This is a genomic window from Butyrivibrio sp. M55 (assembly GCF_900116865.1).
In the GTDB taxonomy this organism is placed as follows: Bacteria; Bacillota; Clostridia; order Lachnospirales; family Lachnospiraceae; genus Butyrivibrio.
In genome coordinates, this window is record NZ_FPCD01000004.1 from 128,811 (window position 1) to 153,269 (window position 24,459).

Consider the following 24,459-nt stretch of genomic DNA (forward strand, 5'->3'; position numbering starts at 1 on the left):
AAAGCAGGGAAAAGGATATGAAGCGTATCATTACAAGACAGGAAAAATTTGAGGAAAAAGAAGTCAATCTTCATGAGGCTCTTTTTTCCAATGCAAACGGATATATAGGCGTGAGGGGTAATGTCGAAGAAGGTGTTCCTTGTGGCTGGAATACCATGCGCGGAACGTACATAAACGGTGTGTACGAGATTATCCCGATGAAACAGGCAGAGAGTCTGTGCAACCTTATAGAGAAGAAACAGACGATGCTCAATGTCGCAGACACTCAGACAATATGCCTTATAGCGGACGGTGACAGGTTCGATTTAACTACAGGAAAAGTGCGTACGAACGAGAGAATCCTTGATATGGAGCAGGGCGTCACGAGGCGCCATGTAATCTGGGCTTCCCCTGACGGAAAAGAAATAGAGCTGTCGGTTACAAGGATGACATCATTTCTGATTCCTTCTCTTTTCACAATTGAGTACAACGTTAAGGCACTAAATTTTGACGGTGAGATAGAGATAGAGTCATATCATATTGCGGATGTAAGGAACTACTCAAACCCTGACGATCCGAGGCTTGCCGATGACAGCGGAGCACTTCTTAATGTTGAGGTTGTGAAGTGGCGAGAGGATATGAGCGTTGCGGTAAGCGCGACAGATGTCAGCGGAATAACTGTGGCGTCAGCAGTTTCGCACAGGTTAAGGCTTCCCGGCAAAGCGGAAATTAGTTACGGCAAAGAAGAGGGAAGGACTCTCTATCATGTAAAGGCTGAAGTTAAGCAGGGAGAGGAACTTTCTCTTATAAAGTATTCGACGTTTTCTGATTCTGTCCGCGAGGACGATCCCGAGGAGTTTGCAAGGGAAACTCTTAAAGAAGCGATGAGAGGAAATCTTGCGGATATTTATGAGAAGCAAAAAGAGTATGTCACAGAGTTCTTTGACAATTCTGAAATGGAAATTGACGGAGACGAAGAACTTGGGCAGGCTGTAAATTTCAACATGTATGAACTTTTTCAGTCGGCGACGCGTGACAAACATTGCAGTATAGCGGCGAAGGGGCTTTCGGGTGAAGGTTACGAAGGTCATTATTTCTGGGACACAGAGATGTATGTGGCACCTTTTTTCATACTGACCAATCCTGAACTTGCAAAAAATATTTTGCAGTATAGGTACGGAATTCTTGATAAAGCAAGGGAAAATGCAGCTCTTTTGGGACATAAGAAGGGAGCTCTTTATCCCTGGAGAACGATCACGGGCGAAGAGTGCTCCGGATATTTTCCGTCAGGAACAGCTGCGTATCACATTAACGGTGCGATAGCTTATACGATCGTGCAGTATTATCTCACGACGGGAGACCTTGATTTCATGCTTGATCAGGGCGAAGAGATGCTTCTTGAGACGGCAAGGCTCTGGTTTGATGCCGGAAATTATGACAGACAGGGGCGCTTTGTGATCAATGAGGTGACGGGTCCCGATGAATATACGTGTATGACCGACAACAATTATTACACCAATTGCTGCGCGGCCTACAACATGAGTATGGCGGTTTCTTTTGCCGAGAAGCACGCGTCAAGCAAGAGGCTAAAGGAGCTTCTTGATAAGCTCGGTGTGACAACCAAGGAACTAAAGGAGATAAAGGCAGCAGCGGAAAAAATGTATTTTCCTTATGATGAGGAACTTGGCATCAATCCGCAGGATGATTCATTTTTGCAAAAGCCTGTGTGGGATCTTAAGAACACACCTAAAGAGGAGTTTCCGCTGCTTCTTCACTATCATCCGCTTCACTTGTACAGATATCAGGTCTGCAAGCAGGCTGACACGGTGCTTTCTTACTTCCTGTTTGAGGACAGGCAGCCTAAGGAAGTTATGAAAAAGAGCTTTGAATATTATGAGAAGATCACGACTCATGATTCATCTCTTTCAACGTGTGTGTTCAGTATTGTTGCATCAAGACTTGGCATGCACAAAAAAGCTGTGGATTATTTCGGAGACTCGATAAAACTCGATCTATTGAATGCGCACAACAACTCCGGAGACGGCGTTCATACGGCAAATATGGGCGGAAGCTACATGGCGATAGTAAACGGTTTTGCGGGGCTACGGATAAACGCGGAAGGAATTTCGGTCAATCCGTTCCTGCCGACGGGCTGGAAGAAGTACAGCTTTAAGATTAAGTACAGAAAGAGCCTTTTGAAATTTACCGTCACCAAGAGTGGAGCAGTCTGCGAAGTATTAAGGGGAGAAAAGATCGAGGTAAAAGGCGTAAAAGAAATGAGGTATGAAAAATGAAAGCAGTAATCTTTGACCTTGACGGAGTGATCTGTTTTACCGATAAGCTCCACTACAAGGCGTGGAAAACCGTTGCCGATGAGCAGGGGATATATTTTGATGAGAAGATAAATGACAGATTACGCGGAGTCAGCAGAATGGATTCGCTTGATATTATCTTGGAGAAGGCAGGCAGAACGTATTCCGCTATTGAGAAAGAAAAAATAGCAGAAGAGAAGAACAATATCTATGTGTCACTTCTTGATACCATGAGTGAAAAAGATCTTGATGACTCGGTCAAGAATGCACTTGATACATTAAGGTCGAGAGGAACACTTCTTGCAATAGGCTCAAGCAGTAAGAATACCAAGAAGATACTTGAAAAGCTTGGGCTTAAAGACTATTTTGATGCTGTTTCCGACGGAACAAATATAACAAAATCAAAGCCCGATCCGGAGGTCTTTTTAAAGGCAGCAGAGATGCTCGGTGTAGAACCTTCGGATGCGATAGTCGTGGAAGACGCTCTTTCGGGCATAGATGCGGCACTTGCGGGAGGTTTTAAATGTATCGGAATAGGTGAGGCATCAACTCATCCACAGGTGACTTATCCGATTAAGGATATGACCGAACTTCCTGATGTAGTGCTGTGTGATACGGCCTGTTTATCGGGTTGAAGTAAAATATGGATTAATCTAATGTAGAAAAATTGTAATGTTTTTTATAGTGATTAATATCGAGAAGATTCAGCCGGTTGCTGAATCTTTTTGTATGTGTTGCATTAGATGCGATATATTTTGTGTATGTATTGAATACCCCAAAGGTTAATGATAAAGTAATTAATGCGACAAAAATATTAAAAATGCATTATCATACTGCTCACGGGGGTATAAAAAAATGAGAAAAAGATTATTATCTACAGGTGCGATGGCCATCACTGCTTTAGTGACAGTTCCGTTAGTTTATTGTTTCGGTTCTTATTTCGCAGGTAAGACTGATACAAATGCTGATGACCTTGAATTGGTATCAGAGTATTCGGATTCTGTTAAAATGGAGTCATCATATTGTGGAGGATTTGATTGGTGGAATTTCCAGACACCGGTAAAGCCGGAATGTACACCTAAACCGGAATGCACACCAAAGCCTGAGTGCACACCTAAGCCGGAATGCACACCAAAGCCTGAGTGCACACCTAAGCCGGAATGTACACCGAAGCCTGAGTGCACACCTAAGCCGGAGTGTACACCAAAGCCTGAGTGCACACCCACACCAGTTTGTACGCCCACACCTACACCGGAGCCTACACCCGCACCGGTATGCGAGCCTACACCTGCACCTACACCAGCTCCTGCGCCGGTTTGTGAACCTACACCTGCGCCTACACCGGAGCCAACACCTGAACCTGAACATCATGAAGACAATGATAATCATGATAATGATTCAGATTCTACACCGGAGCCTACACCCGCACCGGTTGTAACACCACAGCCTCAGCCTGTCAATGACACACCCGAGGTTAAGGGCGCTTCAAAGCCTAATGTGAAGGGTGCATATAAGCCTAATGTAAAAGGTGCATATAAACCAAACGTATCTACATCAAAGTAATACAAAGTATTTTTTAGCATTTTAATATTTAATGAACCCTGTCCGATTTTCGGGCAGGGTTTTTCGATTGTTCTGAATCATGTTGAGACATTGTGCAGGGGTGGTATAAAATGAAATCGGTGTATATGTATCGGCACAAATATAGGTAGTAGGAGACTTGGTATGAGCGAGCGATTTTCCAGAACTGAATTATTACTGGGAAGTGAGGCGGTTGAAAGATTGTCTCAAAAAAGAGTTGCGATTTTCGGCGTCGGAGGCGTAGGCGGATACGTGTGTGAAGCCCTTGTAAGGAGTGGTATCGGCACGTTTGATATATGCGATAAGGATACTGTTTCAGTGTCTAATATAAACAGGCAGATCATTGCCACAACCAAGACTGTAGGAATGCCCAAGGTCGAAGTGATGAAGGAGAGAATGAAGGATATCAATCCAGACGTTATCGTTAATGTCCATGAGTGTTTCTTTCTTCCGGAGAATGCGGATTCATTTCCTTTTGAAGAATATGATTATGTGGTGGATGCGGTAGATACCGTAACTGCGAAGATTGAGATAATAATGCGGGCAAAAGAGAAGGGCGTTCCCGTTATAAGTTCCATGGGAGCGGGGAATAAGATTTCACCGTGTGGATTTAAGGTTGCAGATATTTCTAAGACCAAGATTGATCCTCTTGCACGCGTTATGAGACGTGAACTTAAAAAGCGTGGGATCGACAAGCTTAAGGTGGTTTATTCAGAGGAAGAACCAATGAAGCCTGCGTTTGAAGTAGAGAATGAAGCATCGCGCAGAAGTACGCCCGGAAGCATTGCTTTTGTGCCATCTGTAGCGGGACTTGTGATTGCTTCAGAGGTTGTAAAAGACTTGATAAATAATTAAATCATTGAATGAATATATAAGAGCCATGAGAAGAAATTATTCTTTTTCATGGCTCTTTTTTCCTTATTATGCGCACCACCGGGCGTGTTTAGTTTTACTTATGAAAGTGCATTCTTGATATCTGCGATAAGATCTTCCTTATCCTCAAGACCGCAAGACATACGTACAAGACCTGCAGGAATTCCGGCTGCTTCAAGCTGCTCGTCTGTGAGCTGTCTGTGTGTTGATGTTGCAGGATTAAGGCAACATGTGCGTGCATCGGCAACGTGAGTCTCGATAGCAGCAAGTTTAAGCTTCTTCATGAAACTCTCGGCAGCGGCTCTTCCGCCTTTAAGCTCAAAGGATACGACACCGCATCCGCCGTTTGGAAGATATTTTTTTGCAAGTTCATAATACTTGTCGGATTCAAGTCCGGGATAGCTTACTTTTTCTACCTGAGGCTGCTCCTGAAGGAACTTAGCGACTGCAAGTCCGTTCTCTACGTGCTTAGGCATACGAACATGAAGTGATTCAAGTCCGAGGTTTAAAAGGAATGCATTCTGAGGTGACTGGATGCAACCAAAGTCACGCATAAGCTGTGCTGTACACTTTGTTATGAAAGCACCTTCCTGTCCGAATTTCTCAGCGTATACGATTCCGTGATATGAATCGTCGGGCTGTGTAAGTCCGGGGAATTTGTCGGCATGAGCCATCCAGTCGAACTTACCGGAATCAACGATAGCGCCGCCAACGGCTGCTCCGTGTCCATCCATATATTTTGTTGTTGAATGAGTTACGATATCTGCACCCCACTCAATAGGTCTGCAATTAACAGGAGTAGGGAATGTATTGTCGACAACAAGAGGAACACCGTGTCTGTGTGCTGCGTTTGCAAACTTTTCTATATCAAGAACGGTAAGAGCAGGGTTAGCGATTGTTTCGCCAAATACGGCTCTTGTGTTGTCCTTAAATGCTGCATCAAGTTCTTCATCACTTGCATCGGGAGAAACAAAAGTAACTTCGATTCCCATCTTTGCCATAGTCACAGCAATGAGATTAAATGTTCCACCGTAGATGGAAGATGAGGCAACAATGTGACTTCCATATTCACATATATTAAATAACGCAAAGAAGTTAGCGGCCTGGCCTGATGATGTGAGCATTGCCGCACATCCGCCTTCGAGAGCTGCGATTTTTGCCGCAACATGGTCATTTGTGGGGTTCTGGAGTCTTGTATAGAAGTATCCTGAAGCTTCGAGGTCAAAGAGCTTACCCATGTCCTCACTTGTATCATATTTAAAGGTTGTAGACTGAATAATAGGTATCTGACGGGGTTCTCCGTTGCCCGGGGTATAGCCTGCCTGTACGCATCTGGTTCCGATCTTTTGCTGGTCCATAATATCCTCCTGAAAATGTTCAAAATAAAATCATCATATATATTACCACATTAAAGTGTTGTTTGCGATTTGAACTCATGAAACCTGTTTGTAAATTATGTGAAAATATCTTTAAAATTGAAGCAACCATGCGATTATGGTACCATATTATTGTACGAAGCCAGTGTACATGCGGTTTTTTAAGTGTGCTGTCTTGTTGGGATTTAGAATTTTTATTGATTTATCATTAAAAGTCAACAAGACAGCACACAAGGGGACAAATTGACGATTTCAGATTTGACAGGGATACGAATATGAAAAAAAGAATTTTACCATTAGTAATAGTACTTTCATTATGCCTGACCGGTTGTGGCAGGATCAGTCTTGTTTCAGAAAGAAAAGCACCTGAAAAGCCGAAAAGACTTATTGTTTTGGTAAAAGAGCGTGACAATTCAAATGCTTCCGAGGCAGAGTCAACAATCATTGCCGAGTACGACGATACTGACGATTCCGAAGAATAATAAGGATTTTCTGAAATGAAATAAGGACATTTTATTCTTTTTTCAAAGTCTGTACAGACAATTAGAGAAGAATGAAATGTCCTTATTATTTTCCGCTAAATAAATTATTTTTTGTACATAGGAATAGTCTTAAGTTTGTGAAGGTTTATGTTGTGGAGACGGTCAATCTTTTCTCTGACAGCGTCGTCTTCGCAAACTCCCGTAATTATATATTTATCAAGAGTATCATAGGTAAATCCAAGCTTGTCTTCATCGGAGAGTCCGCATAATCCGTCCGAAGGAGTCTTGTGAATGAGTTCCTTTGGAAGTCCCAATGCATCTCCGATCATGCGCATTTCTGATACAAGAAAATCTGAGCAGGGGCTGAAGTCGCCTGCAGCATCACCGTATTTTGTTGAATATCCGACGTAGTCCTCAGACTTGTTGCATGTATTTGCAACGCGGCCACCGTTTGGAAGTGACTGTGCGATAGCATACAGTGTTGTCATACGGATTCTCGGAGGTGTGTTGATGTTTGCATCATTTGACATGGTTACTCCGGCTTCTTCGAGAGCTTTTTTTTCTCCGTCGACAGCGGGAGCAATATTTACTGTGTATGTCTTGATATCGAGCAGTTCTGCGATTTTCTGTGAATCAGCAATATCTTTCTGTTCACCGTTTGGCATCATAACGCCTACGACTCTATCTTTTCCAAGTGCTTTAACAAGGAGTGCGGCAACGATTGTAGAGTCCTTACCGCCTGAAAGACCGATAACTGCGCTTGCGGTCTTTCCGTTTTCGTCAAACCAGTCGCGTATCCATTTTGTGATTTTTTCAATCTGCTCGTTAGGATCTATCTTAATCAAATTTTCCATAATCATACCTTCTCGTGAGTCATTCTCCAGTCGATACATCTCTGAAGATAATCAACGTAATCGGGGTTCTTGCACATTCCTTTACCTTCTACGTCAGAAATCTTTGCAACGTCCTGTCCGTTACATGCGGTTGTCTTCATAACGATATTGAGTGCGGGAACCTTTGTGTCGTTTGCGATGTATGTTCCGATACCGAAAGCAACTTTTGCTTTTCCTTTGAAGTGAGCGTTGATGTCGTTTGCACGCTTGAAATCAAGGCTGTCACTGAACAGGAGAGTCTTTGTTGTAGGATCGATTCCAAGGCTCTTGTAGTGGTTAATCATCTTTTCACCCCATTCGATCGGGTCTCCGCTGTCGTGACGAACACCTGAGAAAAGAGTTGAATAAGTGAGCTGGAAGTCGCGAAGGAAGCAGTCTGTTGTAATCGCATCGGTAAGAGCTGTTCCGTTTAGGATTCCGTATTCTTTTACCCAGTAGTCAAGAGCATACCAGTTTGAGTATGCGGGATTGTGCTTGTGATTGCCCTGACCTACGCACATGATCCACTCGTGGGCCATTGTTCCGACGGGATTTACGCCGAGTTTTTTTGCTAAAAAGACATTTGAAGATCCAACAAATATTGAATTGCCGAGTTTGGATTCTTTGAGCTTTTTAACAGCAAGCTCCTGTGCTTCGGCTGAAAGCCTTCTTCTTAATCCGAATTCACTGAAAGCGCCGATATTGTATGTGTTATCTGAAAGAAGCTTAATCTTTTCATCAAGTTTCTCTTCGAAAGAAGCCATGAGCTCCTTGTAATCGTAAGCCATTCTGAAATAAACTTCGTTTACGATGGCGAGAGTGGGAATCTCGTACATAGATGTGTTAAGCCATGTGCCGTTTGTCTCGATGGTAAGTCCGCATTCTGCATCGGTGCCTATTGTGAAGTCTTCATATCTGGGGTGCCAGAGACGAAGGAAGTCTACGTAAGATTTTTTTATCCATGTGACTTTGGAAAGGTAAGTGAGTTCGTCTTCCTTGAATGTGAGATTGCAGTAAGCAAGAATCTGATTCTTGATCTCTTCAACCATCTCCTTGGTGAATTTCACGTCCTTATTCCTACACTTGAATGTCCATGTTGTAGTGTAGTCAGGGAAGTTGTGATAAATTGCCTGGCCCATTGAAAACTTGTAAAGGTCTGTTTCCAGAAGGCTTTGAATAATATTTTCCATAATTGGCTCCTTTTTTGTATTCTATTACATTATTTGAGTTTTCCCGCTGATCTTAAGTATTCGAGAAAAACGCTGTTTATTTCGCTTTCATGTACGTCCGGATTGTTTCTTATCTCTGTTCCGGAGGTCTTTATCACTTGCCTGTCAACAAGAGTAAAAGTGTGATGGGGATAAATTTCTCCCAACTTGTCGACGTATGAAGGCTCGCCCGTATACCAGGTAAAGTGTGCGCTGTCAGGACTTATGCCTGCATTGGCAAAAAGTTCGTCGCCCCAGAGAACCCAGTTTTCATGGGTAAAAGTTCCGTCGAGACCGAGTTTTTTGTCATCAATCTTAATTACAATGACGCGGTCTTTCTCGTTTTTGTACATCTTTTCAACAAGTCGTATTCTTGTTTCGAAGTCGATGAAGTCGCGGCCTCTGTCAGTTTGATAACCGCAGACGGCGAGAATGATTTTGTCGTTTTCATCAAGAGCTCTTTTTATCAGGGACTCGTGCCCTTTGTGCATCGGTATGAAACATCCGAACACAATTCCAATATTTATCATTTCATTTCCTCTTGGTATTTCGTTTTGGGTATTATATCACTTTTTTGTCAGGATTCAAAAGAAAGGTAAAAAGTATGTTAATATGTACATAGTTTATTTGATTTAGACTGGCAGAAGGAGATTATGCATGAGTTCAAAAGACAGAGTGCTGGATTTTTTGGAAAAAAATAAAGAGGATTTTATCTCGGGAGAATTCATGGCGGAGAGTCTCGGACTGTCCAGAACCGCTGTGTGGAAGGCGATAAAGGAGCTTAGAAATCAGGGATATGTAATAGAAGCGTCCAGCAAAAAAGGATATATTCTGGGAACATCGAACGATATAATCTCGGAGTCTGGTATACTTGCGGAGCTTTCAACATATTCAGCCAATGTGTCATCTGGAAAAAAAGAAAAGATTTATAGCGCGATCGTTTCATCTCACGGCATGATACATATACATGAAACGCTTGATTCGACCAACAGAACCGCGAAGGAGCTGGCGATAGCGGGAGCGTCCGGCGGAACGGTGGTCATTGCCAAGAGTCAGACCTTGGGAAAAGGAAGGAGAGAGCACGAATTCTTTTCTCCCGAGGGCGGAATTTATATGAGTATAATTCTGACTCCCGAAATGCTTCCAAGTCTTGAACCCGACGTTATTACAGCGCTTGCGGGTGTTTCAGTTTGCGAAGCGGTGCAGGATTTATGCGGGATAGAACCGAAGATAAAGCCTGTGAACGATCTATTCGTCGACGGTAAAAAAATCTGCGGAATCCTCACAGAGTCGGGAACAGAGTTCGATACGGGAACGGTGCAGTGGATCGTTATCGGGATCGGTATAAATTTTGATTCCGATATGAGTCTATTTCCAAAAGACTTGCAAAGCATAGCGGGAGCGCTATTTGAGCCGGGGAAATCTACGGTGACAAAGAACAGACTTATTGCTGCCATTATATGCAATCTTTCGAGGCTGAGCACAGAGAGTACAAAGGGAGTTTTGAAAGCATATAATGACAGAGTTATTAAGTGATCTGCTTTAAGATAAATCAATTATTCTGCGATTTCATATCCGAGCGCGCGGATGTTCTCAAGGTCTTTTTCCAAAGAGACACCCTTTACGGTCAGCATGTCGCCTGAGATTGTGGCATTTGAGCCGGATCTGAAAAATGATATCCCCGCATCCTCGATGATATCTCTTCCTGCCGCAAAGCGGATCTCGGAGTGTGGAAGGATGAATTTGAAAATGGCTATGATTCTTCTTAGTTCATCTTCTGACAGGTAGGGATAGGATTCCAGCGGAGTTCCTTTGATGGGCTTTAACATGTTGATAGGAACGGATTCGGGATTTACTTCTCTTAAAGCAAGTGCCATATCAATCCTGTCTTCCCAGCTTTCTCCGACGCCGAAGATTCCTCCGCTGCAAAGTTCAAGTCCTGCTTCATGGACAAGTTTCATTACTTTTATTTTTTCATCGGTAGTGTGCGTTGTACATAACTTTCCAAAGTACTTCGGGCTTGTTTCGATATTGTTGTGCACGCGCTTAACTCCGGCTTTCTTTAATTCTTCTAAGTCTTCTTTTGATAAAAGTCCCAGAGATACGCATGGGATAAGGTTTGTTTCCGATACGATTCCTCTTACGTTTTCACATATTTGTGAAAGCTCTTTGGAATTAACTTTTCTTCCCGATGAAACCTGGCAGTAGTGGGTTATTCCGGTTTTGTTACGCTTTTTTGCGTCAGCGACAACGTAATCTGTATCCCTGACTTTATATTCGGGGATATCTGCATTTGAACAGCTCGACTGAGCGCAGAATTTGCAGTTCTCTGAGCAACGTCCGCCTTTTACACTCATGATGGCGCACATATCAAAATTGTTTCCGTTATTCTTTTTTCTTATCTCATCTGCGGCAGAAGCGACTTCCTCGAGGTCTGCGTCTACCAGAAAAAGAGCTTCTTCTTTGGAAATTGTTGCATCGTTTAATACTTTCTCTTTCAATTCATTTACAGTCATGTTTTGTCTCCTGTTAATGTTGCGATTAATGTCAAACGGCATGAAAATCGTATGTCGTTGCAGTTATGTTTGCCGATTGCATTTTAGTATAAGCAATAAAATAATATTGTCAACCTGTTTAGTAAACAAGGTTGACAATGCAAACGATAGAATATATACTTCCTAAGGTACATGCAAATAAATTTATTGTTTTCAGATTTTACGTGAGAAAACATAGAAAGATTCAATATCAGACAGACTGAAAGAAGGACAAACCATGACTGAGCAGAGCAATAAGACCAAAAGACTTGTGATCAGTGCACTTTTTGCAGCACTATTATGTATAGGAGCATATATCAGCGTTCCGCTTCCGATTCCCGGAGCACCGCATATAACAATGATAAACTTCGTGCTGTTACTTATCGCGTTGTTATTCAACGTCGGAGAATCATTTCTCATCGTAGCGGTATGGATGCTTTTGGGAATTGTAGGCATTCCTGTATTCATTGGAGGAAAGGGAGGTATAGGCTATCTTATTCAGCCATGGGGAGCTTATACGTGGGCGTTTATTGTTGTGGCGGTACTTATTCCCCTTATCCGCGGAAAGTCCTACAATCGAATCAGATATACCATCAGCGCCGTCATCGGAGTTGTGGTAATAGATATTATAGGAATGCTTTATCTTATGGCAATGTCACACTATAACTTAATTACAGGCTTCACAATGGGATTCTTCCCTTTTATTGTACTCGATCTTATCAAAGCAGTCGTTGCAGCCCAGATAATCCCTGCATTTAAGAAGGTTCTTAAGTAACTAAATAATACATACATCTCGCCCGCCAAGTTAACTGTTTTGGAAATGTACTGATTTCAAAAGACCAAGATGCTTATATCTAATGTAAGAAAATCTTATCAAATAAAAGCATTTTCACAGACAGCCCGGCCACAAAGGTATATATTCGGAAATTCGCTGTCTTCGGACGAGCAGGATGATTTTTAAGACTAAAAAAAGAAGAGAGCTCGACTGCTTCGAACAACGCTGAGAGGAGAGCTCTCTTCTTTTTTGAGTCTTAAAAAATCACCGCGCAGCCGTACACAGCGAATTTCCGAATATACCTTTGCGGCCGGACGTCCGTAAATACACTTATGAAAAGATGATATTCTTGATTTTTCTTGTGAGCGGTCCTGTACCGTAGTCGTAGCGCTGGACCATCATGATGAATGTCGTGTTGGTCTCTGGATCGTTTGAGAAGTGTGCACCGAGCCATCCGTCCCAGCCGTATTCACCTTTGTTGGCAATGAGAGAAGCCTGTCTCGGATCATCCAAAACGCGCATGAGGTTTCCGTAGGTATAGCCTTCAAGTCCCTGCCACTTCTGAAGGTCGAGTTGCTGAGTTACGTTTAGTTTTCCTGAAGTCAGATATTTTACACTGTTAGGAGTAAGGAGCTGCTTGCCTTCATATGTACCGCCGTTTAGGAGCATCTGCCCGAAATGTGCGTAATCATCTATTGTTGAGAAAAGACCTGCTCCGCCTGATTCAAACGGATTGGGATCGCCGTTGTTTCTAATGGCAAGATGGTCACCGGAGTACTTGCAAAGCTTTCCTTTTGTGAATCTGTATGCTTTTACAAGACGGTCTTTCTTGCTTTCGGGAACATAGAAATCAGTGTCTTTCATATCAAGAGGTTCAAGGATTCTTGATCTTACGAAGTCTCCAAATTTCATTCCCGAAGCTTTTTCTATAACGGCACCGAGAACGTCCGCACTTGTGCCATATTGGAAATGACTTCCGGGTATGAAATTAAGAGGGATCTTTCCAAGTTCGTCCGCAAATTCCATTGTAGTCATCATCTTATCCGATCCGAGTTTTTTCTCCATCTTGTTCATGAGACGGCCGACTTCAACTTCGGAAGCGGTATTGAGTCCGGGATAAACGAGTCCTGAAGTCATGTTAAGGAGTTCGCGTATTCTCATTTTATTTTCTTCCGGTACTTTATGAACCTTGTCTTTGGAAAGATAAGTCTGCTTGTTGTAGCTTTCGATATAGTTGCCGACGGGCTCGCCAAGGTCAAGGATTCCGTCTTCTATGAGCATCATGGCGGCAGTTGCTGTTATCGGTTTTGACTGTGAATATAGTCTGAAGATATTGTCGCGACCGATTGGAATATTGTTTTTTATATCGGCATAGCCGCTTTTGGCAAAAAAGATTTCTTTTCCTTCTCTTATCTCAAGTGCGATAACGCCTGCAACTTCCCCGTTCTCAACGGCTCTGTCCATGCATTCCTGAATGAGTTTTAGCTTATCTCTCATAACATCTTCCCTTTCATAAGTAAATTCTGACTTCTGATATCTGTATGATATAAATATTTTTTATATTGTAATATGAAATGCTTATATCTGCCTATAAGATGTCAATATTATACAAAATAAAGTTTGAATAGCATAATGGAATTATCAAAGGAGTACAAAACTATGAAAAACATACTTGCGTTTGGTGATTCAAATACATGGGGACTTATCCCCGGAACAAAGGAAAGATATCCCGATGAGATCAGATGGACGGGCCTTGTTCAGAACAAACTTAATGACACAAAAATAATAGAAGAGGGGCTTTGCGGAAGAACAACCGTATTTGAAGATGAGATAAGACCTTTCAGAAAAGGTGTCGATACACTTCCCCTTATTCTTGAGAGTGCTTCTCCTTTAGACGGAGTAATAATCATGCTCGGAACCAATGACTGCAAAACCTACTATCATGCCAATCCGCATGTGATAGGAAAGGGCCTTGAGCGTTGCATTGAGGAAATTGAAAAATATGTATCGCCCGAGAAGGTTCTGGTCGTATCTCCGATTCATCTTGGCGACGATGTGTGGCAGCCCACAAAGGATCCGGAGTTTGACACGGATTCTGTAAACCGCAGTAAAGAGCTTGCAAACACATACAAGAAGATCGCGGAAAAAAGAGGAAACACTTTCCTTGCAGCTTCTTCCTATGCTTCACCCAGCAAGCGCGACGACGAACATCTTGATGAAAAGGGGCATGAAGCACTGGCAACCGCAATATCAAGAAAGATAGAAGCTATGCAGATCTAAGGAAATACCGAATAAAATAAATGCAAAATGGTGCCAAGTTCAGATAACTGATATATAATTTACCTATCATACATGATGTAGGTGCAAAAAAGAATTTGTATATCATCATAGAAATTATGATCGGAGAACATTATGGAACAACTGGTATCAAATTTGCTGATTTACGGCGATCTGCCTCAAAATTCAATATTAATGCAGCTTGCGTCTGTTTTTAAGGATTTTCACTCAAATGATTATGATAAGACAGACCTGACGACAAGAATATATAAACAGATAAAAAGAATTCTTGAGTTGGGAACAGATTATGCTTTTGATAAAAACTTATGGCATAACTATCTGACATATCTTCTGATCATGCAGGAAAATCCTTTTTCTTTGACATGTGAAAAAGTCGGAAGCAAGGACGGAAGCGTAAATCATTTTGCAAAGAGTGATTTTGGCGTTTTCAAAAAACTTTTTGAATATGATTTCTCAGAAATAGAAGATGCGCTTGAGATAGATTGTTTTTCATGCATAACGGATTATAAGGCAATTGAGAAGCCTGAGCTTATGTACAATCACAACGTAAGCGAAAAGGTGAGAAGCCTTTCTGAAAAGCTTGAAAATGCTAAGGATGAAAATGCTTTTTTTGATACCGTAACGAATTTTTACAAGGAAATCGGTGTTGGCGCATTCGGTCTTAATAAGGCGTTCAGATTAAATGAGGGAAACGACGGAAAGATTCTTTTCTCATCAATAAACAACATGGACAGTGTTGTGCTTGACGACCTTGTGGGATATGAAATCCAGAAGAAGAAACTTGTTGAAAATACCAAGGCATTTGTTGAGGGAAAGAAAGCGAACAACGTACTTCTTTTTGGTGACAGCGGTACGGGAAAATCGACAAGTATAAAAGCTATAGTAAATGAGTTTTACAGCGACGGACTTAGAATGATCGAGATATATAAGTATCAGTTCAGGCTGTTATCCGGACTTATTTCGCAGATCAAGAACAGAAACTATAAGTTTATTATTTATATGGACGATCTTTCTTTTGAAGAAGATGAATCCGATTATAAGTTCCTCAAAGCGGTTATCGAAGGTGGCGTTGAGACAAGACCCGATAATATCCTTATTTATGCGACGTCAAACAGAAGGCATCTCATCCGCGAGACTTGGAGAGACAGGCATGATGTTGAACAGAATGCTGATATCCATCACTCGGATACAATGGAAGAGAAGCTTTCGCTTGCAAACAGATTTGGTGTGACGATCGGCTATTATAAGCCTTCAAGACAGGAATATTATGATATTGTCAAAAAATTGGCAATCAGGAATAAAATAGATATGAAGGAAGAAGAATTGTTTAGAGAGGCAGACAGATGGGAAATGAACCATGGTGGCATTTCCGGTCGTGTAGCACAGCAGTTTATTAACCATTTGCTTGGCATGTGATAAGAAGAGCCTTACGGAACCCATTTTAGATTGGGGCATCCTATTGCACAGCCGCTTAGATAGTTGTTTCTTACTTCACATGCTGCGTTTCTGCAATCACTGCATTTGAAAGTGTAGTGATAGGAGTATCTCTTTTTACAGAACTTGCAGCAAAAGGGCATGTTACTGTTGCGGGCATTAAATGTACGACCGCAGCCTATGCATATTTTTATGGCATTATGTGACATGGCAAACCCTCCTTTAGGTATTAATATTATCTTTTCAAAGCAGGATTTATTCAATTAAAATGCTATAAAATGATAATTAAAATATGATGTACGGTGAATAATATGCATGAAATGAGTTACGTCACGAAGATAGTAGCGATGGCGATGGATTCTGCAAAAGACAGCAAGATAAAAAGTATTCATGTTCTTGTCGGCAAGACAAGCGGAATTTTGCCCTATTATCTAAATAAATATTATACAAAAGTTGTGGAAGGCACACCGCTTGACGGAAGCGAGCTTATATGCGAAGAGGTTCCCGTAAAAGCGCTGTGTGAAGAGTGTGGAAAAGAGTATTTTCCCGATAAGAGCAACAGATATCTATGCCCTAATTGTGGCGGAAAAAGGGCAAAGATAATAGAAGGCAAGGATATAGTGATAAAGAGTATAACAGTTGAAGATTGAGGAAAAGAGGTCTTATGGGCCTCTTTTTTGGAATGGAGAAAGAATGACAAAAGTCGATCTTATTACAGGATTTCTTGGATCGGGAAAGACTACTTTTTTAAAAAAATATGCAAAAAAACTCATGGAAAAAGGTGAGAAAATATGCATTATTGAGAATGATTTCGGAGCCATAAATGTAGATATGGTTCTTTTGCAGGAGCTGCTCGGTGAAAACTGCAATATTGAGATGATAGTCGGCGGAGACGGAGAGGTGGCGCATCAGCGAAGGCTAAAGACAAAGCTTATAGCGATGGGAATGCTTGGATATGACAGGGTAATAATCGAGCCGTCGGGTGTTTTTGATCCGGATGAGTTATTTGACATATTGTATGAGTCACCGATAGATATGTGGTATGAGATGGGGAGCGTAATATGTATATACGATGCGGAGCACGTGGCGGATCTGTCACAGGAATCCCGCTATATGCTGATGTCTGAGATTGCATCGGCAGGAGTCGTTGTTGTAAGTAAGTTGGATGAAGAAAATGAGAAAAAACGAGATGAGATTCTTTCGCATATCGAGTCAGTCATGGATGAATTTGACTGTTCGAGAGTAATAAGACCTGAAGATATAATCGCGAAAAACTGGGATGAATTTTCAGATGCGGATTATAACAAGATGTTTGGTTCGGGATATAAAAAAGCTGATTATCCCAAGCGAATGCACGTAGGAGATTCCGGATATCAGACGCTGTTTTATTTTGATTTTGCAATGGATGAAGAACTGTTGCATGAAACGGTAACTAAGATATTTGAGGATGAGAAATGCGGGAATGTGCACAGGATAAAGGGATTTATCCAAGTAGGCGATACCGAAAAGATTGAACTTAATGTTACAAGGAAAAGGTATGATACAAAGCGCGTAAACACAGACAGGGCGGTACTTATAATAATCGGAGAAAATCTTGACCGCGCGGAATTGGTAAAATATGTGGGGGAGCCATCGGTATAGGTGCAAAGTGTACTGTTTTATAGTATAATTTACGAAAGGAAGTAAATGAATATACTTAATTAAGGAGAATGCAGATGCCGGACAATCAGAATGACGGAAAAATTGGATACTCATCATCTTCTAATTTTGCGCCAAGTGATATTTTGTATATGCTAAAAGATCTGCCGGATGCATATTGTATTTTTAAAGTTATGACAGATCCTTTCGGAACAGTGAAGGATATGCTTTTTTTGTTCGCAAATGAGAAGTATTCTCAGCTTGTCGGAAAGCCTTCGGCTGAGCTTGTTGGCAATACATATTTAAAGACTGTTATGAACAGAGATGAGGACTGGATCAAGTATAGTTATCAGGCTGCGATCTTAAGACAGTCTTCGACAATAAGGACTTATAACACACAACATGACAAGTGGCTTGAATACTGCGCTGTTCCTGTTTATCAGAAGGGCTTTTGTGCATTTATAATCCATGACATAACAATTGCAAAAAAGAGTGAGGATAATCGCGAGCTTGCTTCCAATACCAGTAAGCTTGTTATTGACTGCGCTACAGCCTTGTCATCCGCAGAGTTTGGCAAAGGAATACGTAAAGTACTGAAGCTACTCGGACAGGCGATAAAAGCCGACCGTGTAGGAATCGTTGAGGTAAAAGACAAAAAGGTTGTAGATGTAAGAGAGTGGCTTAATGATGCACATGCTTCTAATCTTCCGAGTCGAAAAGATTTTGAGCGGATGAACATAGTTGATATGTGGGACAGACAGCTCAAGGGCAAGAATACGATAGTTGTAAATGATACTTCGATTATCTTGCAATATGAAGAAGAGGTTTATAACGAGCTTCTTGCGGGAAGTGTTTCAAGATATATAGTGACAACGCTTCATGATAACGATGAGATCATCGGATACCTTGTTGCCGATAATTATGAAAATACGTTGCCGATAAATGTCGCTGAAGTAATGGAGTCAGTAGCGATCTTTATTTCCTATGATATGAGAAACAGAGCTCTGACAAAAGAGATGATGTATCTTGGAAGTCACGACGCACTGACGGGGCTTGGAAACAGAAACTCTCTGAATCAGGCACTGCTTGTTTTGTCAGGAATGTCTTCTGTAGTAGGCGTGTGCTATATAGATATAAACGGACTTAAAGCAATCAATGCAACTGAAGGACATGATGCCGGAGATGAAAAGATAAGAGAGACATCGTCAATCGTCGCTTCGGTATTTAAGAGGAAGTATTGTTACAGGATAGGCGGAGATGAGTTTATAGCCATTATCCCCGAGATAACCGAAGAGAAGTTTACAGAGCTTGTGAAAAAACTTCGCACTAAACTGGAAAAAGTATCCGCTGCGACAGGCTATATATGGCTTGAAGATTCAAGGGAAATCAATAAAGCTGTTAAAAAAGCAGATGAGCGTATGTATGAAGATAAGGCTGCTTATTACAAAGATAAAGAACACGAACGCAGAGGAAAGCACGAACTAAATAAAGATGAGTAAAAAATACCCCCATAAAAGTCAGGATATCTGATTTCTATGGGGTGTTTTATGTTCGTTTATATTTTACAAAGAAACCGCTTTATGCAAGAGAAGCTGTAATGATAGACATTGAGTAAACTTCGATTGCATTACAGCCACGAGAAAGGTCGTTGATCGGAGCGTTAAGACCAAGAAGAATAGGTCCGTATGCTTCGAAGTTGCCCATACGCTGAGCAATCTTGTATCCAAGGTTTCCTGCGTTGATGTCAGGGAATATGAATGTGTTTGCATATCCTGCAACAGGTGAACCGGGAGCCTTCTGCTTTGCAACATTGGGAGCTACCGCAGCGTCAAACTGAAGCTCTCCGTCAATCGGAACATCAGGATATTTTGCCTGAGCTTTCTTTGTTGCGTTCTGCATCTTTGTAACTGTCTCATCTTTTGCAGAGCCCTTTGTAGAGAATGAAAGGAAAGCAACTTTGGGATTAACACCAAATCTCTGAGCACAGTTTACAGTCTCACCACAGATCTCAACAAGCTCGTCTTCGTTGGGGTTGATGTTGATACCGCAGTCTGCCATTGCGATCACTTCGTTCTCCCCTGTAGCTGAAGGACGAACAAGAATAAAGCATGATGAAACAATAGTGTTTTCAGGTTTTGTCTTAATAATCTGGAGTGCAGGTCTTACTGTATCTGCAGTTGAGTATGTTGCACCACCGAGAAGACAGTCACCAAGTCCCATCTTTACAAGCATTGTTCCAAAATAGTTTGTCTGCTTGAGAATCGGTATAGCTTTCTCGGGAGTCATTCCCTTGCTCTTACGAAGTTCGCAGAAAGTCTCTACCATTTCATCAAATCTATCATAGTTCTCGGGATCGATTATCTGAGCGCCTCTGATGTTATATCCGGCATCTTCGGCAGAACGATTGATCTCGTCAACATTTCCAAGCAATATAGGTTTCAAAAAGTTTCCGGCAAGAAGACGTGAAGCAGCCTCCAAGATTCTGGGATCTGATCCTTCGGGAAAAACGATGGTCTTCGGGTTTGCCTTAAGCTTCTGTATCATATCACCAAATCCGTACATTTATTATCCTCCTTTTATATATCAGGTATTTCTTTAATATGTAAGCGCATACATATTCTAGACCTATTGTCGGGAAAATAATTTGATTTCGCTCAAGTTTTACATTAGTATAAAAAGAAAAACAGGAGAAATTTTAAAAATATGAATCCAATGAGTTTAATGCAATTACAACAGCGCTTTCAGATATTCCAGCAGGAACATCCCAAGATCATCGCTTTTTTCAAAGCAATCGGAAATGATTCAATGAAAGAAGGAACAATTATTGCCGTGAAAGTGACTACACCTGACGGAAAAGAGATTGAGTCAAACATAAAGATAACCGCCAATGATATAACAACTTTTCAGCAGATAATGGATATCGCCAAAAACAGGTAATTAAAATCTTTTTTTGTAACAGCTTTCATTTTTCTCAAAGCCAAGCTTTGCAAGATATTTCATGTGATTTCTATCGGGACCGCTATAGGTAAGGGTTTTTATTCCGTCATCGGGAAGTTTTGAATACAAGAACTTACCTATAGAGAAGTCTCTGAATTGAGGAATAGAATAGTCTAAAAGAATGTCTACATTGTCATCGGCTTGTCTTTTTCCAAGAAATACTCCGGCAGGAGTTCCTTCGTGCAGAACCGCATAACCGACATCTGCAGAATCAAAGTCTGTATTGATGCCCGGAAAACACTTGGAAATATCTGACTTATAGTGATCAAGGAAATGCTTTATCACCGAATCATCCTTGGATATTTTTATGCAAGTGTATTCTACGGACGTATTGCTCAGCTTTACAAGATAATATATGTTTATCAAAACGAGGCATATATTCATTATCGCAGTGGGATAAGAGTGAATGATAAACGCATATAATGTGAAGATCGCACTACCTATCGAATTTACGATTCTTAATTTTGCCACAGAGGCCATAAGGAAAGAAACAAGAACCAATGTCGATCCTAAATATCCGATTGCTTCAATAAATGTATTATTCATAATAACGCTCCAATTATATAAAAAAAGTATTTGATATACGTATGATAACAAAAGATTATACGATATTCAAATCATGGTCTGCGTAAGTTGACCTCATATTTGTTTTGGCAATGCCGGAATTTATAAAAAAGACTCGGACATTAAAGTAAATGTCCGAGCTTTTTCGTATAGTGTGAAATTATGCTTTGGCTAATATCAGCTTCTCTAAGTATGCGAGTCTTGCACATACGGTAAAGATATCCGCAGCCTGCTCAAGTTCTTCAAGAGGAGGAAGGGAAGGAGCAAATCTTATTATAGAATCCATAGGATCCATGTGATAAGGGAAAGGTGCTCCTGCAGGAGTTAAGATGACACCTGCTTCTTTTGCAAGTTCAACGATACGTGAAGCGGTTCCCTTTGGTGCTTCATAAGTGATGAAATAACCACCCTTTGGAGAAGTCCATGTTCCGCAACCTGTATCACCGAGATCTCTTTCCATGGTCTTGATGACCATCTCGAATTTAGGTCTTAAGATCTTGGCATGCTTTTTCATGTGCTCATCTACGGATTCAACATCCATGAAGTATCTTGCATGACGAAGCATGTTGATCTTATCGAATCCGATAGTCTGAACAGTAAGAGTTTTCTTAAGTTCCTGTCTGTTTGCATTGTTGCAAGCAATGGCAGCGATTCCGCCACCTGCAAAAGTGATCTTTGAAGTGGAAGCAAATTCAAAGGCAAGGCTTGGATTATCTGCTTCTTCACATTCATGAAGGATATTTAAGATCTTGCATTTTTCTTTATATAAGTGATGTACTGCGTAAGCGTTGTCCCAGAAGATCCTGAAATCTTTTGCTGCAGGCTTAAGGTTAGCCATGCGACGAACAACTTCATCCGAATAAACAATTCCCTGAGGGTTTGAATATTTAGGAACGCACCAGATTCCCTTGATTGAGTCATCCTTTGATACGAGATCTTCAATCATATCCATATCAGGGCCGTCATCATTCATAGGAATGTTGATCATTTCAAATCCGAAATGCTGTGTTATGGCAAAGTGTCTGTCATATCCGGGTACAGGACAGAGCCACTTAACTTTTTCAAGTTTGCACCAAGGTGTGCAACCGCCAAAACCAAACATATATCCGCGTGCAACGGTATCAAACATTATATTTAAGGAAGAGTTACCGCAAACGATAACCTGCTCGGGCTGACAGTCCATTATCTCGGCCATCAGGTGCTGAGCCTCAACGATACCTTCCAAACAACCATAGTTTCTTGTTTCAACACCATTCATGCATCTCATTAAAGACTTACCGTCTAAGATATCAAAAATAGGCATAGAAAGATTGAGCTGCTCAACAGAAGGCTTTCCGCGGCTCATATCGAGCTTGAGGCCTTTGGCTTGCCACTTTTTGTACTCGTTTGAAAGAACTTCTTTCTCTTTAATCAATTCATCTTGTGACAGTTCACTGTATTTTTTCATAAATCAATCCCCTGCAAATTGTATACAAGTATTTTGGTATGTATCTAACATATTATTGCAGTATCGCCCTGACAAGTCAAGTATAAATAAGGCATATCGTAAAAACTGCGCAAACGGCGGTGTCCCGGACCGGCGACTTTTGATATAATAAATCTGACAGATATAAACAATAGCATTATGTAAAGTACATTGCAGGGATAATTCTTGAAATTGCTGTATGGAGGACGGAAATGGAAGGATTATATAGTGTTTCTGAAACAGTACTTAGATATGCCGTAGAATATTCCACACTTCTTTTGGAATTATTTGGAATCTGTATTCTTGTATTTACAGCTGTAAAAAGTTTTATATTCTGGTTAAAAAAGGATGAGTCTATAAGGCTCGAACTGGCACAGGGAATAGCTCTCGCTCTTGAATTTAAGCTTGGAGGAGAGGTGCTTAGGACCGTTGTGGTCAGAGAATGGTCGGAACTAGGTATCCTTGGGGCTATTATTGCGCTTAGGGCAACTCTGACATTTTTAATCCATTGGGAAATTGAAAAAGAAAAAATCGCGCTTCAACCAAAAGAGAGTATTAATAAGGATACTCCTTCGTGACATAGTGCCTGTGACTGCAGGATCATGCGGACAAGTCTCGAAGGAGCCAAAGATAACAGAAAAGAAAAATCATTTCTTTTAAAGACGCTTATTCCTGAAATAGCGAATAAGAATTTTTTTATTTTAGAAAGAAATAAAAAAACACATTGGAATTTGTAGCCGGAACTTAAAGATGATTAGTGTAGAATATATTCTTTCTTAAATATATCATCGAAAACTGGATCGTCGATTCCTGCAAATCGCAATAGCTATTTTCGCTTTTTCGTGTGTTATTTATGTGAAAAAGATGTGTTCATTTTGTGAACATGATTGAAGGTGAAACTTAATTTAAGTTTTCGAAAAAACGAAAATAATAAAATATCACATTTACTTTTGGAAGGATAATTACAAATGGATCATTTTTATTTTGTACGACATGGGGAAACCATCTGGAACGTTGAAAACAAGATCTGTGGAGCAACTGACATCGCACTGACCGAAAGAGGGCATGAACAGGCAATCGAGGTTGGACGCATGATCAAGGAAAAGAATATCAAGGCTGATGAGATACTTACATCCCCATTGATGAGAGCATATGATACTGCTAAACATATCTCGGAAGTCACCGGTATTCCGGTAAGAGTTGAGCAGAGGCTTATAGAACAGAATTTTGGAATATATGAATCAACGGCTCGTGACGGTCTTGAGTTTCATGAAGCCAAGAAGCACATGGCAAGCCGCTTTAAGACCGGAGAATCAATGATGCAACTGGCACAGAGAATATATAACCTTCTTGATGACATTAATAAAGACGACAAAGAGTATATACTTGTTGCACATAACGGAATCGTAAGGATCGTAGAATCTTATTTCAGGGAAATGGATAATGAGGAGTTCTCAAGATTTGGAATAAATAATTGCGAGATCAGAAGATATGAGTATTGATATTACGATAAATTAAGCAAAAACAATCCCCTGCTGATCAATACTGATAAGCAGGGGGATTGAAATTATTATTTCTTCTTACCGTTAACAGCATCCTTAAGAGCCTTACCAGCCTTGAACTTAGGAACAGTAGCTGCAGGAATCTTAATAGCTGCGCCAGTCTGAGGATTCTTACCTGTTCTAGCAGCTCTCTTAGCTGTCTCGAAAGTACCAAATCCAACAAGCTGAACTTTGCCCTTTTTCTTAAGTTCCTTAGAAACTGCCTCTGTGAAAGCCTTTACAGCCTTCTCAGAATCCTTCTTAGAAAGACCGGTCTCTTTTGCAATAGCATCAACGAGTTCTGTCTTATTCATGATAATACCTCCCTCAAAATGAGTATTTTAACTACTAATCAAGATTTTACAATGTTTTTATGCGCCTTACAAGAGTTTTAAATCGAAAAAACGCCAAAAATTATAGTATTTTTTAGTGCATAATTCTGAAAAGACGCATGATTAAATGGTTTAAAATGAGGGTGAGGCCTTAATGCCAGAGTAATTAACGAAATATAATAATGATGTGTTTAAAAG

At 40.9% G+C, this 24,459-nt stretch carries 26 protein-coding genes; 15 read left to right on the top strand and 11 right to left on the bottom strand.

Annotated features, from left to right (window positions below):
- Window positions 1-17: 17 nt before the first annotated feature.
- The 4 genes from BM398_RS06535 to BM398_RS06550 all read left to right on the top strand — a co-directional run bounded on the left by BM398_RS06535 (window position 18) and on the right by BM398_RS06550 (window position 4,727).
- Window positions 18-2,273, top strand: coding sequence for a glycoside hydrolase family 65 protein (locus BM398_RS06535; protein ID WP_092336953.1), 2,256 nt, complete (start codon window positions 18-20; stop codon window positions 2,271-2,273).
- Window positions 2,270-2,926, top strand: a complete 657-nt coding sequence (gene pgmB, locus BM398_RS06540; RefSeq protein WP_092336954.1) for a beta-phosphoglucomutase — start codon at window positions 2,270-2,272, stop codon at window positions 2,924-2,926. Before BM398_RS06535 ends, pgmB begins: the two co-directional genes overlap by 4 nt.
- Window positions 2,927-3,146: 220 nt before the next feature.
- Window positions 3,147-3,854: a hypothetical protein gene (locus BM398_RS06545; protein ID WP_092336955.1), complete on the top strand. Its 708-nt coding sequence runs from the start codon at window positions 3,147-3,149 to the stop codon at window positions 3,852-3,854.
- A gap of 162 nt (window positions 3,855-4,016) precedes the next feature.
- Window positions 4,017-4,727, top strand: a complete 711-nt coding sequence (locus BM398_RS06550; protein WP_092336956.1) for a tRNA threonylcarbamoyladenosine dehydratase — start codon at window positions 4,017-4,019, stop codon at window positions 4,725-4,727.
- A 98-nt stretch (window positions 4,728-4,825) separates the two neighbouring features.
- Here BM398_RS06550 and BM398_RS06555 read toward each other — a convergent pair whose 3' ends face one another.
- Window positions 4,826-6,103 carry an O-acetylhomoserine aminocarboxypropyltransferase/cysteine synthase family protein gene (locus BM398_RS06555; RefSeq protein ID WP_092336957.1) on the bottom strand — a complete coding sequence of 426 codons (1,278 nt, stop codon included), beginning with the start codon at window positions 6,101-6,103 and terminating at the stop codon, window positions 4,826-4,828.
- A 293-nt stretch (window positions 6,104-6,396) separates the two neighbouring features.
- Between BM398_RS06555 and BM398_RS06560 the strand changes: the two genes are divergently transcribed.
- The gene (locus BM398_RS06560; RefSeq protein ID WP_092336958.1) at window positions 6,397-6,603 is read left to right on the top strand and encodes a hypothetical protein; all 207 of its coding nucleotides are present in this window, start codon (window positions 6,397-6,399) and stop codon (window positions 6,601-6,603) included.
- Window positions 6,604-6,707: 104 nt separating this feature from the next.
- Here BM398_RS06560 and nadE read toward each other — a convergent pair whose 3' ends face one another.
- From nadE to BM398_RS06575, 3 genes are read right to left on the bottom strand one after another with little or no spacing between them, the layout of a single operon-like run.
- Window positions 6,708-7,457, bottom strand: a complete 750-nt coding sequence (gene nadE / locus BM398_RS06565; RefSeq protein WP_092336959.1) for an NAD(+) synthase — start codon at window positions 7,455-7,457, stop codon at window positions 6,708-6,710.
- Between the two features lie 2 nt (window positions 7,458-7,459).
- Window positions 7,460-8,665: a nicotinate phosphoribosyltransferase gene (gene pncB, locus BM398_RS06570; protein WP_092336960.1), complete on the bottom strand. Its 1,206-nt coding sequence runs from the start codon at window positions 8,663-8,665 to the stop codon at window positions 7,460-7,462.
- A 29-nt stretch (window positions 8,666-8,694) separates the two neighbouring features.
- A complete protein-coding gene (locus tag BM398_RS06575; RefSeq protein WP_092336961.1) occupies window positions 8,695-9,213 on the bottom strand; it encodes an adenylyltransferase/cytidyltransferase family protein in 519 nt (172 codons plus the stop codon).
- 127 nt (window positions 9,214-9,340) lie between these two features.
- Here BM398_RS06575 and BM398_RS06580 point away from each other — a divergent pair, with 127 nt between their 5' ends.
- Window positions 9,341-10,219, top strand: coding sequence for a biotin--[acetyl-CoA-carboxylase] ligase (locus BM398_RS06580; protein WP_092336962.1), 879 nt, complete (start codon window positions 9,341-9,343; stop codon window positions 10,217-10,219).
- A gap of 20 nt (window positions 10,220-10,239) precedes the next feature.
- Here the strand turns inward: BM398_RS06580 and bioB are convergent, their stop codons facing one another.
- The gene (gene bioB, locus BM398_RS06585; RefSeq protein WP_092336963.1) at window positions 10,240-11,199 is read right to left on the bottom strand and encodes a biotin synthase BioB; all 960 of its coding nucleotides are present in this window, start codon (window positions 11,197-11,199) and stop codon (window positions 10,240-10,242) included.
- Window positions 11,200-11,455: 256 nt separating this feature from the next.
- Here bioB and BM398_RS06590 point away from each other — a divergent pair, with 256 nt between their 5' ends.
- Window positions 11,456-11,992: a biotin transporter BioY gene (locus BM398_RS06590; RefSeq protein ID WP_092336964.1), complete on the top strand. Its 537-nt coding sequence runs from the start codon at window positions 11,456-11,458 to the stop codon at window positions 11,990-11,992.
- A 330-nt stretch (window positions 11,993-12,322) separates the two neighbouring features.
- Here the strand turns inward: BM398_RS06590 and BM398_RS06595 are convergent, their stop codons facing one another.
- Window positions 12,323-13,489: a serine hydrolase domain-containing protein gene (locus BM398_RS06595; RefSeq protein WP_207648069.1), complete on the bottom strand. Its 1,167-nt coding sequence runs from the start codon at window positions 13,487-13,489 to the stop codon at window positions 12,323-12,325.
- Between the two features lie 162 nt (window positions 13,490-13,651).
- Here BM398_RS06595 and BM398_RS06600 point away from each other — a divergent pair, with 162 nt between their 5' ends.
- Window positions 13,652-14,272: a GDSL-type esterase/lipase family protein gene (locus tag BM398_RS06600; protein WP_092336965.1), complete on the top strand. Its 621-nt coding sequence runs from the start codon at window positions 13,652-13,654 to the stop codon at window positions 14,270-14,272.
- 132 nt (window positions 14,273-14,404) lie between these two features.
- Window positions 14,405-15,706, top strand: coding sequence for an ATP-binding protein (locus tag BM398_RS06605; protein ID WP_092336966.1), 1,302 nt, complete (start codon window positions 14,405-14,407; stop codon window positions 15,704-15,706).
- Between the two features lie 11 nt (window positions 15,707-15,717).
- Here the strand turns inward: BM398_RS06605 and BM398_RS06610 are convergent, their stop codons facing one another.
- Window positions 15,718-15,933: a hypothetical protein gene (locus BM398_RS06610; RefSeq protein WP_026655961.1), complete on the bottom strand. Its 216-nt coding sequence runs from the start codon at window positions 15,931-15,933 to the stop codon at window positions 15,718-15,720.
- Window positions 15,934-16,035: 102 nt separating this feature from the next.
- On the opposite strand from BM398_RS06610, the gene BM398_RS06615 reads away from it, so the two are divergent.
- From BM398_RS06615 to BM398_RS06625, 3 genes are all read left to right on the top strand, one after another.
- Window positions 16,036-16,374, top strand: a complete 339-nt coding sequence (locus BM398_RS06615; protein ID WP_242949769.1) for a hydrogenase maturation nickel metallochaperone HypA/HybF — start codon at window positions 16,036-16,038, stop codon at window positions 16,372-16,374.
- Between the two features lie 43 nt (window positions 16,375-16,417).
- On the top strand, window positions 16,418-17,365 hold the full coding sequence (locus BM398_RS06620) for a GTP-binding protein (RefSeq protein ID WP_139233790.1): 948 nt from the start codon (window positions 16,418-16,420) through the stop codon (window positions 17,363-17,365).
- Between the two features lie 74 nt (window positions 17,366-17,439).
- Window positions 17,440-18,861, top strand: coding sequence for a diguanylate cyclase domain-containing protein (locus tag BM398_RS06625; RefSeq protein WP_242949770.1), 1,422 nt, complete (start codon window positions 17,440-17,442; stop codon window positions 18,859-18,861).
- A 79-nt stretch (window positions 18,862-18,940) separates the two neighbouring features.
- On the opposite strand, the gene pta is transcribed toward BM398_RS06625, so the two are convergent.
- Window positions 18,941-19,924: a phosphate acetyltransferase gene (gene pta, locus BM398_RS06630; RefSeq protein WP_026655957.1), complete on the bottom strand. Its 984-nt coding sequence runs from the start codon at window positions 19,922-19,924 to the stop codon at window positions 18,941-18,943.
- 141 nt (window positions 19,925-20,065) lie between these two features.
- Here pta and BM398_RS06635 point away from each other — a divergent pair, with 141 nt between their 5' ends.
- Window positions 20,066-20,299, top strand: coding sequence for a hypothetical protein (locus BM398_RS06635; RefSeq protein WP_034462078.1), 234 nt, complete (start codon window positions 20,066-20,068; stop codon window positions 20,297-20,299).
- Here BM398_RS06635 and BM398_RS06640 read toward each other — a convergent pair whose 3' ends face one another.
- Both BM398_RS06640 and BM398_RS06645 read right to left on the bottom strand, forming a co-directional pair.
- Complete coding sequence (locus tag BM398_RS06640; RefSeq protein WP_304528542.1) at window positions 20,300-20,956, bottom strand: YgjV family protein; 657 nt, start codon at window positions 20,954-20,956, stop codon at window positions 20,300-20,302.
- Window positions 20,957-21,083: 127 nt separating this feature from the next.
- Window positions 21,084-22,370 (bottom strand): aspartate aminotransferase type Ic, encoded by a 1,287-nt coding sequence (locus tag BM398_RS06645; RefSeq protein ID WP_092336970.1) that lies wholly within the window; start codon window positions 22,368-22,370, stop codon window positions 21,084-21,086.
- A gap of 230 nt (window positions 22,371-22,600) precedes the next feature.
- Between BM398_RS06645 and BM398_RS06650 the strand changes: the two genes are divergently transcribed.
- On the top strand, window positions 22,601-22,966 hold the full coding sequence (locus BM398_RS06650) for a DUF1622 domain-containing protein (protein ID WP_092336971.1): 366 nt from the start codon (window positions 22,601-22,603) through the stop codon (window positions 22,964-22,966).
- Window positions 22,967-23,356: 390 nt separating this feature from the next.
- On the top strand, window positions 23,357-23,890 hold the full coding sequence (locus tag BM398_RS06655) for a histidine phosphatase family protein (RefSeq protein WP_092336972.1): 534 nt from the start codon (window positions 23,357-23,359) through the stop codon (window positions 23,888-23,890).
- Between the two features lie 68 nt (window positions 23,891-23,958).
- On the opposite strand, the gene BM398_RS06660 is transcribed toward BM398_RS06655, so the two are convergent.
- On the bottom strand, window positions 23,959-24,243 hold the full coding sequence (locus BM398_RS06660; RefSeq protein ID WP_013282588.1) for an HU family DNA-binding protein: 285 nt from the start codon (window positions 24,241-24,243) through the stop codon (window positions 23,959-23,961).
- Between the last annotated feature and the right edge of the window lie 216 nt (window positions 24,244-24,459).